Annotated in this window: 14 protein-coding genes and 1 pseudogene; 11 read left to right on the plus strand and 4 right to left on the minus strand. The window is 48.5% G+C overall.

All coding sequences use genetic code 11. The annotated features are described in order from the left end of the window. Positions 1-265: 265 nt before the first annotated feature. Positions 266-958: a hypothetical protein gene (locus ACE5LO_RS08145; protein ID WP_375519536.1), complete on the plus strand. Its 693-nt coding sequence runs from the start codon at positions 266-268 to the stop codon at positions 956-958. Between the two features lie 273 nt (positions 959-1,231). Here the strand turns inward: ACE5LO_RS08145 and ACE5LO_RS08150 are convergent, their stop codons facing one another. The 3 genes from ACE5LO_RS08150 to ACE5LO_RS08160 are packed head-to-tail and all read right to left on the minus strand — an operon-like array spanning position 1,232 to position 5,004. Then, positions 1,232-2,488: a J domain-containing protein gene (locus ACE5LO_RS08150; protein ID WP_375519537.1), complete on the minus strand. Its 1,257-nt coding sequence runs from the start codon at positions 2,486-2,488 to the stop codon at positions 1,232-1,234. Between the two features lie 19 nt (positions 2,489-2,507). Continuing rightward, positions 2,508-4,391, minus strand: a complete 1,884-nt coding sequence (locus ACE5LO_RS08155; protein ID WP_375519538.1) for an Hsp70 family protein — start codon at positions 4,389-4,391, stop codon at positions 2,508-2,510. Then, positions 4,384-5,004, minus strand: a complete 621-nt coding sequence (locus ACE5LO_RS08160; RefSeq protein ID WP_375519539.1) for a nucleotide exchange factor GrpE — start codon at positions 5,002-5,004, stop codon at positions 4,384-4,386. Before ACE5LO_RS08160 ends, ACE5LO_RS08155 begins: the two co-directional genes overlap by 8 nt. Positions 5,005-5,108: 104 nt before the next feature. Between ACE5LO_RS08160 and ACE5LO_RS08165 the strand changes: the two are divergent. Next, positions 5,109-5,410, plus strand: a pseudogene (locus ACE5LO_RS08165) (hypothetical protein). Here ACE5LO_RS08165 and ACE5LO_RS08170 read toward each other — a convergent pair. Further along, positions 5,353-5,814, minus strand: a complete 462-nt coding sequence (locus ACE5LO_RS08170; protein ID WP_375519540.1) for a MarR family winged helix-turn-helix transcriptional regulator — start codon at positions 5,812-5,814, stop codon at positions 5,353-5,355. The pseudogene ACE5LO_RS08165 and the gene ACE5LO_RS08170 overlap by 58 nt on opposite strands. 140 nt (positions 5,815-5,954) lie before the next feature. Between ACE5LO_RS08170 and ACE5LO_RS08175 the strand changes: the two genes are divergently transcribed. The 9 genes from ACE5LO_RS08175 to cas3 all read left to right on the plus strand — a co-directional run bounded on the left by ACE5LO_RS08175 (position 5,955) and on the right by cas3 (position 15,132). After that, entirely contained in the window at positions 5,955-6,851 is an 897-nt protein-coding gene (locus tag ACE5LO_RS08175; RefSeq protein WP_375519541.1) for an SDR family NAD(P)-dependent oxidoreductase, read from the plus strand. Between the two features lie 112 nt (positions 6,852-6,963). Then, complete coding sequence (locus tag ACE5LO_RS08180; protein ID WP_375519542.1) at positions 6,964-7,350, plus strand: hypothetical protein; 387 nt, start codon at positions 6,964-6,966, stop codon at positions 7,348-7,350. A gap of 219 nt (positions 7,351-7,569) precedes the next feature. After that, complete coding sequence (locus tag ACE5LO_RS08185; protein WP_375519543.1) at positions 7,570-7,833, plus strand: type II toxin-antitoxin system Phd/YefM family antitoxin; 264 nt, start codon at positions 7,570-7,572, stop codon at positions 7,831-7,833. Next, on the plus strand, positions 7,830-8,141 hold the full coding sequence (locus ACE5LO_RS08190; protein ID WP_375519544.1) for a type II toxin-antitoxin system RelE/ParE family toxin: 312 nt from the start codon (positions 7,830-7,832) through the stop codon (positions 8,139-8,141). Before ACE5LO_RS08185 ends, ACE5LO_RS08190 begins: the two co-directional genes overlap by 4 nt. A 99-nt stretch (positions 8,142-8,240) precedes the next feature. Next, positions 8,241-9,119 (plus strand): AraC family transcriptional regulator, encoded by an 879-nt coding sequence (locus tag ACE5LO_RS08195; RefSeq protein WP_375519545.1) that lies wholly within the window; start codon positions 8,241-8,243, stop codon positions 9,117-9,119. Between the two features lie 85 nt (positions 9,120-9,204). Continuing rightward, positions 9,205-10,479 (plus strand): ABC transporter substrate-binding protein, encoded by a 1,275-nt coding sequence (locus tag ACE5LO_RS08200; protein ID WP_375519546.1) that lies wholly within the window; start codon positions 9,205-9,207, stop codon positions 10,477-10,479. Between the two features lie 36 nt (positions 10,480-10,515). Further along, a complete protein-coding gene (locus ACE5LO_RS08205; protein WP_375519547.1) occupies positions 10,516-11,406 on the plus strand; it encodes a carbohydrate ABC transporter permease in 891 nt (296 codons plus the stop codon). Positions 11,407-11,421: 15 nt separating this feature from the next. Then, entirely contained in the window at positions 11,422-12,300 is an 879-nt protein-coding gene (locus ACE5LO_RS08210; protein ID WP_375519548.1) for a carbohydrate ABC transporter permease, read from the plus strand. Between the two features lie 378 nt (positions 12,301-12,678). After that, a complete protein-coding gene (cas3, locus tag ACE5LO_RS08215) occupies positions 12,679-15,132 on the plus strand; it encodes a CRISPR-associated helicase Cas3' (protein ID WP_375519549.1) in 2,454 nt (817 codons plus the stop codon). Positions 15,133-15,138: the final 6 nt, after the last annotated feature.

Raw genomic sequence — 15,138 nt, forward strand, 5'->3', positions numbered from 1 at the left:
GGAAAGCCGTATGCGGGAAAACCGCACGTACGGTTTGATGAGGAGGGGTTGGCAAACCCAGCCCTTTACTCTACCAAAAATGAGCAGTCTAGGTGTCGTATGAGGGAGCCTATCCGGAGAACTGTTCGAATTTGGTGCTTTTGGATTAGGCCCTTGTAAACATGGCGCAATTGGATTAAGATGTAAGTACTTACTGTGGCGAAGCACGCCTCGATCATCCTTTCAGAGCGAAGGGAGGTCGAGGCTTTTTGTTTTTCGGGAAAGGATGAACGGATTGAGTTTCGAGATCGAACATGAAAAATGGATAAAAAAGCATTTGTCGAGGCGTCAAGGGGAACGTAGAGATGCGTTGAAAAGGGGGCATGGATACGGGAATCGTATGTTTGCAGAAAAAATATGGTGGCCTCTACTGGGGCATTTTACAGGTTTGCATCCGGAGTATGAGGTGAAGGATTGGCGGGGACGCTCGTATTTCGTGGACTTTATGTGGACCTTGGGCGGGCTTCGTTTCGTATTTGAAATCATGGATTTTGGTTCGCATGGGAAAGAACGTTCGAAATATCGATTGGATTTGAATCGAGGGTTGTTCCTACAAGCACAAGAATTTCACGTGATCGCCATTTCACTAGATGAGATGAAAGAAAATCCATCGTTTGTCTTGGCTATGGTGCGGAGTATTTTAGCCCCTTACCTTTCGGCGATTCAAGACGAGAGGGAAACGGTCTACCGCAAATTCGGAAAAATCGAGCGCCAGTTGATGCGTCTGGCCATTCGGCACGATCGTATCGTTTGTCCGCCACAGGCTGCGAAAGAACTGGAGATTCACAAGCAAACGGTTATCAAGTATTGCCGTAAATTGGTGGAACGTGGCAAGTTCCGTGCAATCCCGACGGGAACTACCAGGAAAATATACCATTACGAGTACATCGGATCGATCCAAAGTACCGATTTATTATGAGTATAGGAGTTGATGGGAGGGGAGCCGAATCTACGGCGCATGGTGGACCCTGAATGAATTCGTTATCACCATATTTTTAATTTTTAGGGCTGTATTTGAAACTTGAGGGCTCGCTTAAGAAAATAAATGCAAGGACTTCAAGTTGTGCTTATAAGACAAAGAAGAAGGGCCTGCCAGTGTTATTGTGGCCCTTCTTCTTCATGTATACTCTGCGAGACTGGTTTTTTCATCCCGTTCCCGATACATATACCCCAGTTGTCTGTTATGCTGCGGTCATAGTACCTTTAATCGTCTGGTTGAAGATTTTTCGTCGCAAAGGGCATTCCACTGTTCTTGATAATGCTTGTACAAGAGCGGATATTTGGTGCTGAGTTTGCGAATACCGGCGATGTACTCGGCGTCTCCTGTTTCCGGGAACATATTGGGCATTTCAAGCAGGGCATGCACCAAGCCCTCCATTCCCGGGAATTCGCTATAGAACCACCGTGCTGCCTGAAAAGAAACATCTGGGGGAATGTTGGTATCCATTGGTAGACGCTGGAGCTCGGTATTCAGTTTAGAGTAAAGTTCGATTTTCTTTTTGGCCGCGCTGGCCTCCTCATTGCGGCGGTCCAGGTAACAGGCCAAATCCGTAAACAGTTGAGCGGAACGGAAATCCATAGTATTCATGTAATCATTGCAAGCTCCCAACAACGCCTCCCGGATGATGGTGCGGTCATCCTCGTCGTGAATGGACTTCAGAAACTTTCTGACCCGCGGCTGAACCCGGCTCCAACATTGCCATTTACCGACCCGAATCATGACATGAATCCAGTTGAGGAACAGCTCGAATTGTTCTGGCTGCTGCTCTTCTTCGGAAGGGATGGACGATTCGATGAGAGTATATGCTTCCTCTCCCCGCCCGAGATCCTGGTAAATGAAGGTTAACAATGGTGCGTAAGCATTGGAGCTGTCCGGATATTGCTCCATCATCGCATGCAGCCATTCGAGCGCTTCATCCAGATAACCGAAATCATATAGCAAGCGCGCGGCCAAGGCGTAAGACCTTTCCTTGTCCTCCTCTGTCTTTGCATTGTTGATCAGCAGGCGAATCTGTTCCTGGAATTGCTCGAGATTTTCCTGCCTTAACATGATCTGAGCCAGGCCGAGGTGAGCGCTGACTGTTCCCGGGACAAGCTCAAGCGCCTTTTTAAACAGTGTTTCGGCTTTACCCAAACTCTCTCGTTCCAGCCATTCGTACGCTTCATCCAGAAGCTTGGTTACTGAGCCGCCATATTTTCGCTGAAAATCGTATTCCTTGCGTTTGACCGGATTGCCTACCGTCTCGTAGGCCCGGCGAATTTGCTGAAATTGTTCCGGGTGCTGCTCTGGTGGGAATTGCTTGACTAACTGAATATAACTCTTCTTGATCGATTCGGCTTTGGCGTTTGCCCGGACGCCCAGAATTTTATAATAATTCTCTACTTTAGGGTTCTTCGTCTTTCTGCGTCTACCAGGGCCGGGATGATCGATCCCGTCGATCCTACTCATTCCAATCCCTCCTTCTTTATCAAATATCCATTTCCAGGTCAATCAGCAGATCGGTCGCTTCGTCAATGGCCTGCTGCCAATGATCCAGGTCATCTTCTCGCATCGCTTTCTCCAACACTTCAATCGTGCGCTCCAGCTTCTCACGGGTCCGTTTTTCCAACGATTCGGCCAACTCGCGGGCCCGCGCGATAAGACGTTCGGTCTCTGCGGTCAGCAGCTCGGTATCCGCAGCCTGTGTTTTGGCTTCGAAGACGGGAGAATCCCAGTTTTCCATTTCCCCCTCCCAGCCAGGAATTTCTCCGTTCTCGTCTTTTTCGTCTTCAAGAGGGTCTACATCGATCCATAATTTCTCTAGACGTATCGAACTCTCGTGTATCGCTTCTTGCGAGCTTCTGTCAATGGCGTCTTGCAGCCTCACTTGCATCACTCTGCCATTGGAGACGCATTTGGCTGTCGTTTCGAGTATGCCGTTCAAATTGTAACGGAACGTGACTTCAACTTCCTCCTGACTTTCCCAATTTTCCGGAATACCGTCAAGAATGAACGAACCAAGCAAATGGTTATGTTTCACCCATTCATGCTCGCCCTGATAAACTTCGATCGAGACTTGTGTCTGGCCCGCGGAGCTTGTCCAGAACGACTGCGTCCTGGTTGTCGGAATCGTCGTATTGCGCTCGATAATGGAGGCGAATCCTCCCGGCCGCGGACTGCTGAATCCTTTGCCCTCTTTGAGCACGGCAATGCCCATGGAATAAGGAGCGACATCGGTGGCGACCAGGCCGCTGTCCGACAATGCGCCGGATTTCAGGCCTGCCTGCACAGCGGCACCGAGCGCGACTGCCTCATCCGGATGGATGTCAGTGCGGGGCTCTTTTTTGAACAATTCGGCAATCTGCTCACGCACGCGTGGTATGCGGGTCGAGCCGCCAACCAGCAGCACTTCGTCGATTTGATGTGGTTCCAGTTCAGCCTCCCGCAACACGGTGCGGACGCTGTCGAACGTCTCGTCCAGCTTGTCCGCAATCAGCGAGGTGAATTGTTCCCGGCTAACGTCCAGCTTCAGACCGACCGGTCGATTGTCCTGCATCAGAACGAGCGGTAGATCGACGGTTGCTGTTGTCTCCTCGCTGAGCAGCTTCTTAATGCGCTCAGCCTCTTCCTTCAGCAGCGCCTTTGCACGGAAATCTTGCCGCGGGTCGATGCCATACTCGGCGACGATCCGCTCGGCGAACAGGTCGACGAGCATCCAGTCGAAATCTTCCCCGCCCAGCAGATTGTTGCCGGTCGATGCTTTCACTTCCAGCAATCCGCTCATCATTTCCACGACCGATACGTCGAAAGTGCCGCCACCCAGATCGTAGACGAGGAACGTGCGGTCTTCATCCAGATGATCAAGCCCGAAAGCGAGTGCCGCGGCCGTCGGCTCGTTGATGATTCGTTCGACCACAAAGCCGGCAAGTTCGCCGGCTTCTTTCGTCGCCCGCCGCTGTGCGTCCGTAAAATAGGCGGGTACAGTAATGACAGCTTCCTTCTCTCCTTCGCCGTAAAGGCCATCCACATAACGCTTTAATTCTTTTAGAATGAGCGCCGAAATTTCTTGCGGCAGCAACTGCTGACCGGCAATCTCAATCGCCTCTTCCGACCCCATTCTGCGCTTAACGGCGGCAATCGAGCGGTCGGGCATCGCTACCAGCGCGCCGCGCGCGTTTTCTCCAACGACTACTTTGCCGTTCAGATCAATCAGCACGACGGACGGAATGATACGCTCGCCCGCAGACGACGGAATGATGTCAGGCTTGCCACCCCGTAGACAGGAGACGGCGGAATTCGTTGTGCCCAGATCAATGCCCACAATCGGGCGAAACTGGTTCTCTTCGGTTTCTACTTTTTTGTGGTCAGCCATGGTTATGATCAGCCTCCAATGTAATGACTTTCGACTTGCGCAACAGCTTCCCGTGAGCCGTTACAAATCCTCTCTGAACGACTTCCACGACTTCATAGGGGACACGGACTTGAGGAGTTCTCTCCGAACCGGAGGTGCCGGCTGGTCGATCAGGATGCGGCCATGTGCCGATCGATTCGCTTAACTCCGGATTGAAGGTTGTGCCAAGCACCTGCTGTTCCAGAATACCCGCAATTGCCAGCGATTGCAGCAATTGCGCGGACCATTGCCCGAGCAGCCGCTGCCAGCCCTCGTCTCCTGCGCCTTGCAATCGAGAACGAATAGCGTCCATATCATCCAGCCAACCGATCAGTTGCCCAGCAATCTCCTGCAGGTTACGCTCCATAAGCTCGGCTTGTTGGCGCGAAGTTTTCTCTGCTGTCAGTCGTTCTTCAATTCGTTCGAGTCTGGCTTGCATTTCCTGGGCGTTCTTATATTGCAGCCGTGCCAGTTTGCTGGTCTGTTCAAGCGTTTCCTGATTACCCGCTTCGTATTGCGACTGCAGCGTTTCCACGAGATTGCGAAGCGTTTCCACCTCGGGGGAAGGTTCCTTGTTTTTTCTCCAACTCCACATAAAAATGGCTTGCTCCTTCTTCAACGTTAGTGAATTATTCATAGGCAGTTGCCTGACATGATCCCTTTTATTTTAGCATTGCTGAGCATGCAAATATAGGTTTCTTGCAGGATTTTGACAAAATCAATGAACACCAGAACTTCGGTGCTGTCTGGTTCCATGGCGGCGATCGGGACTTCAAGAATATTGTGCCGAAAAATGTGGATATAATGGAATTAAACTAGTTGTCAAAGCGGAAAACGGACAGGGACCGGTGGTTGGAGAAGCAAGCTTTACCAATGTCAAGATTAATAACCCCGGCGTTCAGGCCATTTATGGAGAAGGCAAATGCCCTGACTTCAGCGATCGTTACCTGGGATCCAATCCATTAAAATCCTTAAGCATGACGATAAACTGTTCAAGCTGATCCTCATTCCATTTTGAAATGCGTTCAAAATAGGCGATTTCCTTCTCCTTGAGAGCCTCCTTCGTTTTTTCCCGCCCCAGCTCCGTGAGGGACAGAAATATTCCCCGCCGATCCTCGGGAGAGGATTCCCTTCTCACATACTCCAACTGCTCCAGCTGTTTGATGAGACGGCTAACTGAACTGCGATCCATAGCCGTCGCTTCCGCCAATACGGAGGCGCTTGTGGGGCCATATGAATAAAGCCAGCGGACAAGATGGAATGCCGCAGGCTGCAGGGAAGCATCAAACCGCGCGGCAGTTCTTACATTTAAGGCATGCATGGAAGTCATCAGGGCATTGAGTTGTTCGCCCAGTTCAAGCTCTAAATGTGTTCTCCTCGTATTTTTAAATTGATCTTCATTCATCTGTTTCACCTAACCTCTGCAATCTGTATAATTAGTTGACATATATCAATTAATTTAATATAGTTGATTTATGTCAATTATATAAAGGTGTCCGCTATAAGTCAAAGCTTAAGGCGGAATTACGGGAAAGGAGCAGTCTGATGACGACAAAACCGATTATTGTAATCACCGGGGCGACAAGTGGTCTGGGGCAGATCGTGGCGATTGAAATGGCCAAGCGTGGGGCACAGCTTGTTTTGACAGCCAGGAGCAGGCAGCGTGCTGAAGCAACCGGGAAAATGATACATGAACAGATGCCTTCAGCTTCAGTTGACTTTTTTTACGGGGACTTGTCCTTGATGAAGGATGTCAAACGAATGGGTAAGGAGATATCGGCTGCGTACCCGAGAATAGACGTGCTTGTGAATAATGCGGGAGTGCATGCGTTTGAACAAAGGGAAACGTCCGAAGGATTTGCTGAAATGATAGCCGTAAACTATTTGGCACCTTGGTTATTCACGCACACTCTATACCCTTCTTTGCGTGCAGCGGGGAATGCTAGAGTTGTCAATGTTGCTTCCGAGGCATCACGGAACCATGGAGAGCTCACAATCCCTGGGGATTTGACGGATGCTTCTCTTTTTACAGCCAGAGGGTCGTCTGCAATATACGGTAAAACCAAACTGTTAAACATTATGTTTACCGGCGCGCTGGCACGACAATGGGAAGGAGCAGGGATAAACGTAAATGCGCTGAATCCCGGCTTTAATGTTACGGGACTCGGACGCGAACTCTGGTTTGCAGCCATACTTGAGCGAATATTGAAGTTTTTGCATATTGGTGATCCACGGAGAGGGGCCGACATTATTACCCGGTTAGTTGTTGATCCAGCGTATCAGAACGTGACAGGAGGATACTTTAATGTCGGGTCCGGGCATGCCATAACACCTGTACACCCTGGCGGCGATATTTCCATGCAAAATAAATTGTGGGAAGCTACCATGGATTTGCTGCAGCAAAAGGGTTTCCTTGAAACAGTGAAGGGATACGATGATTAGGAATCTATAACTATATTTGAAATTCCACTATTTTCTACTATAATTTGTCCAAGACTCTCTTGTCCTATTGCCATAGAATACAATATCTCAAATAAAGGGAGGCAGAAATACTATGGCAAGAAAAATGCGTGTCAAAAACTATAGTCAGATTGTGAGACAGGCTAATAAGAAAGTTAAGGCAAAAGGAAGTGTTAAAATTAAGTGTTTCGGGAGCGCTCCGTACTACAACCAAAACCAAAACGTCTATAGTCCTGCTCAACAGCAATCGGGTTCTTCGCGGCCCTTTACAGGACCGTCGATACAGCAACGCTTGTATGCTTGGGCTCTTGCAAGTATACCGGTAACGGTGATTCTGGACGGCACCTCATTTCAAGGACGTATCATCAGTGTGGATGGCAATGGATTTGAAGCTACGGTAACGACTCCACTTACCTCTGGTCTGACAGCAGGATCTATCGTTTTTGTGAGCTTCGCTCAGGTTCGCGCAGTGTCTGCCTAATACGAACACCAAAAACCAGGAAAGCTCGTTTACTTGGGCTTTCCTGGTTTTTTACATAAGCTCCATAATAGCTTTCTTAAGATTCACGGCCCTTTGACGGACCATCCATAGGATGAACTCGATGCCGTAAATCATCTTTAATTTCAGAAATGGTTCAGAGTTATTGCTTGCGTATCGTTATTTAGATATAATAACGATACCAATTAGTGAGGTGATGAAATGCCCACCATCAGACCGAGTTCAGATTTAAGGAATAAATATAATGAAATTTCCGAATTTTGCCACCAGTACGAAGAGCCTGTTTATATTACGAAAAATGGTCAAGGTGATTTGGCCGTTATGAGTATAGAGTCATATGAGAAGCTTGTCGGCAAATTCGAGTTATACAAGTTGCTTGATGAGGGAACGAATGCCATAAAAGAAAACAAAGTGAGACCTTTTAGGGACGCTGTTGACGATATTCAAAAGGATGTCATAAAGTGAACACCTGTAATATTTTTATTACTGAACCAGCTGAACATGATTTACGGGAAATTGCCAAATATATTGCTTTGGAATTGAAAGAGCCCGCGACTGCACAAAAATGGATTGCAAAAATCTCGTCAGCGATACTCGAATTGGAAAAATTCCCTTTTAGGTACGCTTTAGTTAAGGATAGGTTAGCCTCACAAGGAATCCGTATGTTATTAGTTGAAAAATATATTGTTTTTTATGTAATTGATGAGACGAATAGTTCAGTAACGGTCATTAGGATTCTTTATGGCAAGCGGGAGTGGAACAGAATATTGTAGATGACAGCGGCATATTCGTAAAAGCCAATAAACACTTGAACCTTTTTGGTGTTTGTTGGCTTTTCTCTTTTACGCACAAAACAAGAAAGGATGGGTTAGATGGCTGTACCGACTTTTCTGGAAACAGGTCATATGCCAGAAGGTTTTCCTATACACGTTATTCATACAGGCGAGCAGTTTAGCTTTGCCGCTCATTGGCATGAAGAGGTTGAAATGGTGTTCGTCCGTGGGAAAAGGGGGCGTATCGGCGTCTACAATCAGGTGTATGAGCTGGAGCAGGGGGACGGGATGATCATCAGGCCAGGGGATGTGCATTATTTTCTGCCTGGAACGGAAAAGCTGACGATTATTTTGTTTCGCATGGAGCTGATCTCCGGCAGCTTTATTGCCGAGCATGATCTGCTGGATACGAAGAAGCTTTTTAACAAAACAGCGGTCATGCCCGCATGCTTGAGTAAAGAAGGGGAGATGAAAAACTGTATCGATGCGCTCTCGGCTGAAGCCAAAAACCGGGATGCCGGATACAGGTGGGCTATGATTGCAAGATTATACGATCTGATCGTGTGCCTGCTGAGAACAAAAGCACCCTGCGCTGAAGCAGCAGATCACGGATTACAAGCTACGCCTGCCAAAAAGTTTGAGTTCATCGAAGCCGTATGCAGCTACCTGGAGCAGCATTATGCGGAATCGATTAAGCTGGAGCACATTGCAGAGCATATCAAATTCAGCAAATTTTATATGTGCAAGCTGTTCAAGGACATCAAGGGAGTTACTTTGATGGAGTACCTCAATCATCTTCGGATCATCAAATCGGAGTGGGCGCTGCTGTTCAGCGAGTCCTCCATCCTCGACATTGCCATCAATCATGGCTTCAACAATATGAATTCCTATAACCGCCTTTTCAAAAAATACAATGACTGCACGCCAACCGAGTTCCGGAAGAAACACAAGACCATGAACGCAAAATATGAAGGATAAATAACAATATTTGAGGAGAAAGCCCTCTACAAAATCAATATAATCGAATAAATTGAAAGCGTTTACTTAACAGGGGAGGGCGCTTATGAAGAGGTTTAGGCTGAACTATTGTCCACTTGTGCTGCTTCTAGGCATAGCTGTTGTGTTATCCGGCTGCCAGCTTCAGGCTATGGCGGACGAGTCCGACAACGAGATTACCGTCTGGAGCTTTACCGATGAGGCAGGATATGCCATTGAAAAGTTTGAGGAAAGATACCCGGATATCAAGGTGAATTTTGTGAATATCCCGGGCAATTTTTATATCACCAAATTGAAATCTGCTTTGCAGACCCGCTCCAAGGCGCCTGATGTGTTCATGATTGAGAATGCCAACATCAGGGAAATGATCGATGTTCCCTATCTGCAGAATCTGTCAGAGGCTCCGTACAATGCGGACGATTTGCTGCCCGAGCAATATCCGTTTGTGCAGGGCAATGAAAAGGACAATGAGGGAAATGTAAAAGCCATCGGGTATCAGGCCACCCCTGGAGCCATTTATTACCGGCGCGATCTGGCCAAACAGTACTTGGGAACGGATGATCCGGAAGCTGTCAGCGCACAAATTGATACGTGGGACAAAATATTTGAGATCGGCGAGCGTGTGCAGCAGGAAAGTGGGAATAAAGTCCATGCGCTGGCCAACTGGAATGCGATTTTGAATTCGTATGACGGAATTCCATGGGTGAAAGACGGCAAATTTGTGATGAACGAGAAATATTTACAGGTGCTCGATCTGGTACGGGAAGCAAGGCAGCGGAAGGTGCTGGCCGAATTTGAGGATGGCGGCGCAGGTGTGGCCGCGTCCATGCAAAATGGCGGAGTCATGTTCTATCCCGGCGCCACCTGGGCGCTCCAATATACGTTCAAGGCGAATGCACCGGATACGGCAGGGTTATGGGGACTGGCCCAGGGTCCCACCGGCTTCAGCGCAGGAGGAACCTATATTGCGATGTACAGCAACAGTGACAAAAAGGATCTCGCCTGGAAGTTCATCAAGTTTTATAACTTCGATCATGAATTTCTGTCCGAGCTGGCCAGGGGGCAGGATTATTTTACAAGCAATATGATTGTCAATGACCAGCTGGCGCAGACGGTAACCTCCGATTACCTGGGGGGCCAGAAGCATTTCGAATTCTTCTCGGAAGCAGCCAGGAAGGTTCCCGTATACGAAAGGACCAAATATGACACGATCATTAACAACGATATATTCAAAATTGTACTCCAGCTGTATCTCAACGACGACATCCGGACGAAAGAAGAAGCGGTAGAGAGGATCAAACGCGACGTGAAATTAAGATTTCCCGAGCTTGAGGTCAAGTAGACGGCCATTCGAATCCGATGATGGGGGTACAAATCCATGTTTGCCAAATCCATACGCAAGGACCACTACGGGTATTACTTTATTGCGCCATTTTTCATCATCTTCCTCATATTTGGACTCTATCCGATCCTGTATTCCCTGTATATCAGCTTTACCAACTGGGATGGAATCACCTCGCCCCAATTTGTCGGTCTTGGCAATTATGTAGCGGTTCTGCAGGACCCGCTGTTTTATAAAACCCTGTTTAACACGCTGTTTATCTGGGGTATTTCCGTCGTGCCGCAGCTTACGGTATCGCTCGTGCTTGCTTTTATCCTTAATGACAAGCTTCTGAAGGGCAGGGACTTCTTTAGAGCGGTATATTTCTTTCCGAACATTGTCACGGCGGCTTCGCTCGGCTTGCTCGTCAGCCTCATTTTTGACTGGCAGTCGGGGGGCTTGAATCATTTTCTTGTGCAAACAGGATTGATTCATGAACCAATCAATTGGAAGAATGATGTGTGGTTCATGCGGCTCATCGTGTCCGCCATTTTGTTCTTTCAATATTTCGGCTACTCCATGGTCATCTATCTTGCGGGTCTGCAGGGCATCGATCCGGCACTGCAGGAAGCGGCTGCCATTGACGGTGCGCAGAAAAAGCATATTTTCCTGCATATCGTCATTCCGATGCTGCGGCCCATCATCCTGTTTCAGATTATTACCTCCATCATCGGCGGCATCCAGATCTTTGATCAGCCGTTCACCCTGACGAACGGGACGGGAGGCCCGGACCGGGCGGCGATGACGAGCATTATGTATCTGTATAACGTCGCATTCCAAAGTACGAGATTCGGTTACGGAGCAGCGATTGCATTTTGTTTGTTCATCATCATTATCCTGCTCTCGGTCGTGTCCTTTGTCATGACGAACCGGAAGAGCAAGTCATAAGGGAGGGGGCAAAGTATGCAAACGGCTAAAACATTGGAGCAAAGTCTGATTTATTCCCGTAAAGCGAGCACAAAGAGAGTGACAGCCGGTAAAGTGATCATATATATTTTTCTTATCGGGCTTGCCATCCTGTGTATCATTCCGTTTTATTTGATGATCATTTACGCCACCCATAACAATGCCACGATCGCATCCACGTTCACTTTTCTTCCCGGACAGTTTCTCATTGAGAATTATGCCAATATGGCCTCCAAAATCAATATTTGGCGCGGCTTTGCCAACAGCCTTTTTATTGCCGGTGCCTCGACTGTTCTGTCCTTGTATATTGGTGCGTTGACGGCTTACGGGTTCGCCAAGTACAGATTCAAGGGACGGAACTGGTTGTTCCTGTTCCTCCTTGCCACCATGATGGTGCCTGGGCAGCTGGCGCTCATCGGGATGTATCGGTTATTCAGCACACTGGGCCTGCTCGACAGCTATGCGGCGCTCATTTTGCCAGCTGCGGCACACGCTTTCAATGTGTTTTTTATCAAACAGTTTATCGACAGCAGTGTCCCGGACGAAATTATTGAATCTGCCAGGGTGGACAGCGCAGGGGAGTTCAGAACCTTTAATTACATTGTGCTGCCCATTCTGGGTCCGGCCATTGCAGCCCTTGGAATATTTACGTTTATCGGCTCCTGGAACAATTTTCTTACACCGCTGGTGCTGTTCTTTTCACTGGAGAAATACCCGCTTCCCGTGCTGGTCGCGCTTGTTCAGGGATACTATGGGATGGATTATGGGCTGCTCTATTTGGGGGTTGCGATTTCCATTGTGCCGATCATTATTGTGTTTGCGGTTTTCTCCAGGCAGATTATTGGCAGTGTGGCCCTAGGGGCGGTGAAGGGGTAGCGCACTTTGGCTGTTCTGAGACGCTCCTGAGACGCTCCAAGAACGAAGCATTCCTGCAATCGCTGTTGACCCTCCGGGCCAAAGGCGAACGCTCCGCTTTTCCGGAATTGCTTCGTCCTTTCCGCTGCTGCGTGGCGTCCCCCTACTATGAAATCCGTGCATACCTCTTACTCTGAGGGAGTTAAATTAGTAAGCTGCTAAACACAAGGGATTCCGAGTGTCTGGCAGCTTATTTCTATGCGTAAATAGTCTGATATTAGATTTTTACCAAAATTAATGTCTTTCTGGAAGGAGATCGACATCATTCGTCGAATAACGTCAATAAGACCTTATTCCTTATTTTAGTAGGACAAAAGATTCATGATATGGGGGAGTCAAATGGACTATATCGCGCATATCCGTGAGAAGGACAAGACGATTCAGACAGTCCAGGTACATTTGCAGGAGGTGAAGGAGTACAGCGAGCGTCGTGGCGGAAAAATCGGAGTTAAGCACCTTGCTGGAATCGCGGGCTGGCTGCATGATTTCGGCAAAAATACGAATGAGTTCTACAACTACATTCAGCAAGCTGCCGCTAACACGGATGCGCCGCCCAAGCGCGGTTCGGTGGACCATTCCACTGCCGGAGGCAGGTTCATTTATCGTCGTTACCATGCAGGCTCCACGAAGGGACTGGACAAAGTAGCGGCGGAATGGATAGCGAATTGCATCATTTCACATCATGGAGGGTTGCGAGACTTTATCAGTGCCGAGCAGACTTCGCCTTTTATGAAAAGGGTCGTTGAGACGAAATTGCAAGAATACGAGCAGGCAGAGCGAGAGTTTCTGAGTGTTGTATCTGTGGAAGAGCTGGATTCTTATTTTGCAGATGCTGTGGCAGAGGTCCATCATTTGCTGGGTATCGTCCAACAACATAGGTTATCCGAAATTACGCCTTCCTTGCTCATTAAGTATATGTTCAGCTGCCTGATCGATGCGGATCGGACGAGTACGCGGGTTTTTGAAGAGGGTAAGGAGCCGGAGCAGCCCGTAGATCATGCTGCATTTTTTGGAAGAGCGTACGATGCTTTACAACAGCATCTCCACAAGCTGGAGACGGGCAAGAATGCAGATCATCCGATTAACCGTCTGCGACGTGAAATGTCTTGGCAGTGTGAGGAATTTGCCCTTAAACCTTCTGGCATATACACGTTGTCGATTCCGACGGGGGGTGGCAAGACACTGGCGAGCCTGCGCTATGCCTTGAAGCATGCGATTGAACACGGCAAGGAACGAATTATTTATATCGTACCTTACACGACCATTATTGAGCAGAACGCCAACGAGATCAGAACAATCATCGGGGAAGACGATATGATTCTGGAACACCATTCCAATGTCATCGATGAAGACAAGAAGGCTCGGGCAGCGGATACATACGTTTCCAGCGACAGGGACGAGATGAAGGATGAGGCCTACGACTTTCAGCGAAAAAAGCTGAAGCTCGCTCGGGACAATTGGGATCGTCCCATTATTTTTACAACGATGGTGCAATTTCTGAATACCTTTTATGCCAAAGGCACGCGCAATGTGCGCAGGCTGCATCAGCTTGCTAATGCAGTCATGATTTTTGATGAGGTACAGTCCGTTCCTGTCAATTGTATTTCGCTCTTTAACTCGGCTTTGAATTTCCTGCATATTTTGGGCCATTCGAGTGTGGTGTTATGTACAGCTACGCAGCCTGCGCTGGATTTCGTTAAGCATAATCTGCGATTATCTGAACGGCCTGAGATGATTGGGGATATGGCCGAGGTAGGCAAGAATTTCAAGCGTGTTGAGATTGTGGACCGGACGACACCGCTGGGTTGGAAGGCTGATCAACTGGGCGAGTTTGTGCTGGACCGAATGGAAGAGGTCAACAGCACGCTCATCATTCTGAATACGAAGATGGCGGCACGCAAGCTGTATGAGGAACTGCATGAGCGTGATGATCTGGGAAAAGGTGGTTTTAAACTCTTTCATCTCAGCACGAATATGTGCGCGGCTCACCGGAAGGCAGTGCTGAAGAAGATGAGGGAAGCGCTTGAGGCCGAGGAACGGGTGGTATGTGTAAGCACACAGCTTATTGAAGCCGGGGTGGATATCAGCTTTGAATGTGTTGTGCGCTCGTTGGCTGGACTGGATTCCATCGCGCAGGCAGCGGGGCGGTGCAACCGCCATGGCAAGGATGCATTGCGTCAAGTGTACATTATCAAAGCGGCAGATGAGAGTTTGAAACAGCTCAAGGAAATTCAATGTGGGGCCGATCAGACTACACGGCTGTTGGCGGAATTCCGGGCACAGCCCGAGCTTTATGATCATGATTTGCTGTCGGTTGCTGCGGTTAGGCAATATTTTGAATACTATTTTGCGCACATGAAGGATGAAATGCAGTACAGGATTAAGGGGTTGGAAGCAAATTTGTTCCAACTACTAGGGGCGAACCGTTACTATCTCGATTCTTACAAGAAAACGCATCACAAGCATCCCGGCGTGGTTACCCCTGCTGCTTTGGCGACAGCCGAGCAACATTTCGAAGCGATCAGCAATCGGGCGACAGCGGTGCTTGTTCCTTATGATGAAGCAGCGAAGACGCTGATCGCGGACTTGAATGGTGAACTGGATATACGCAAGCTGGGAGATCTTCTGAAGAAGTCGCAGCAGTATGTTGTGAACATCTATGAGCATGACAAGAAAAAGCTGGAGAAAAACGGCGACTTATATCCGCTATTGCATGGTCATGTGCTCGCCTTGCGCGAACCGGCGTACAACGAGTTCTTTGGCGTAGAGTCCGCAGGTGAAGGTGTGTGGTAGCCCGCG

It is taken from the genome of Paenibacillus medicaginis (genome assembly GCF_042138635.1).
GTDB lineage: Bacteria > Bacillota > Bacilli > Paenibacillales > Paenibacillaceae > Paenibacillus > Paenibacillus medicaginis.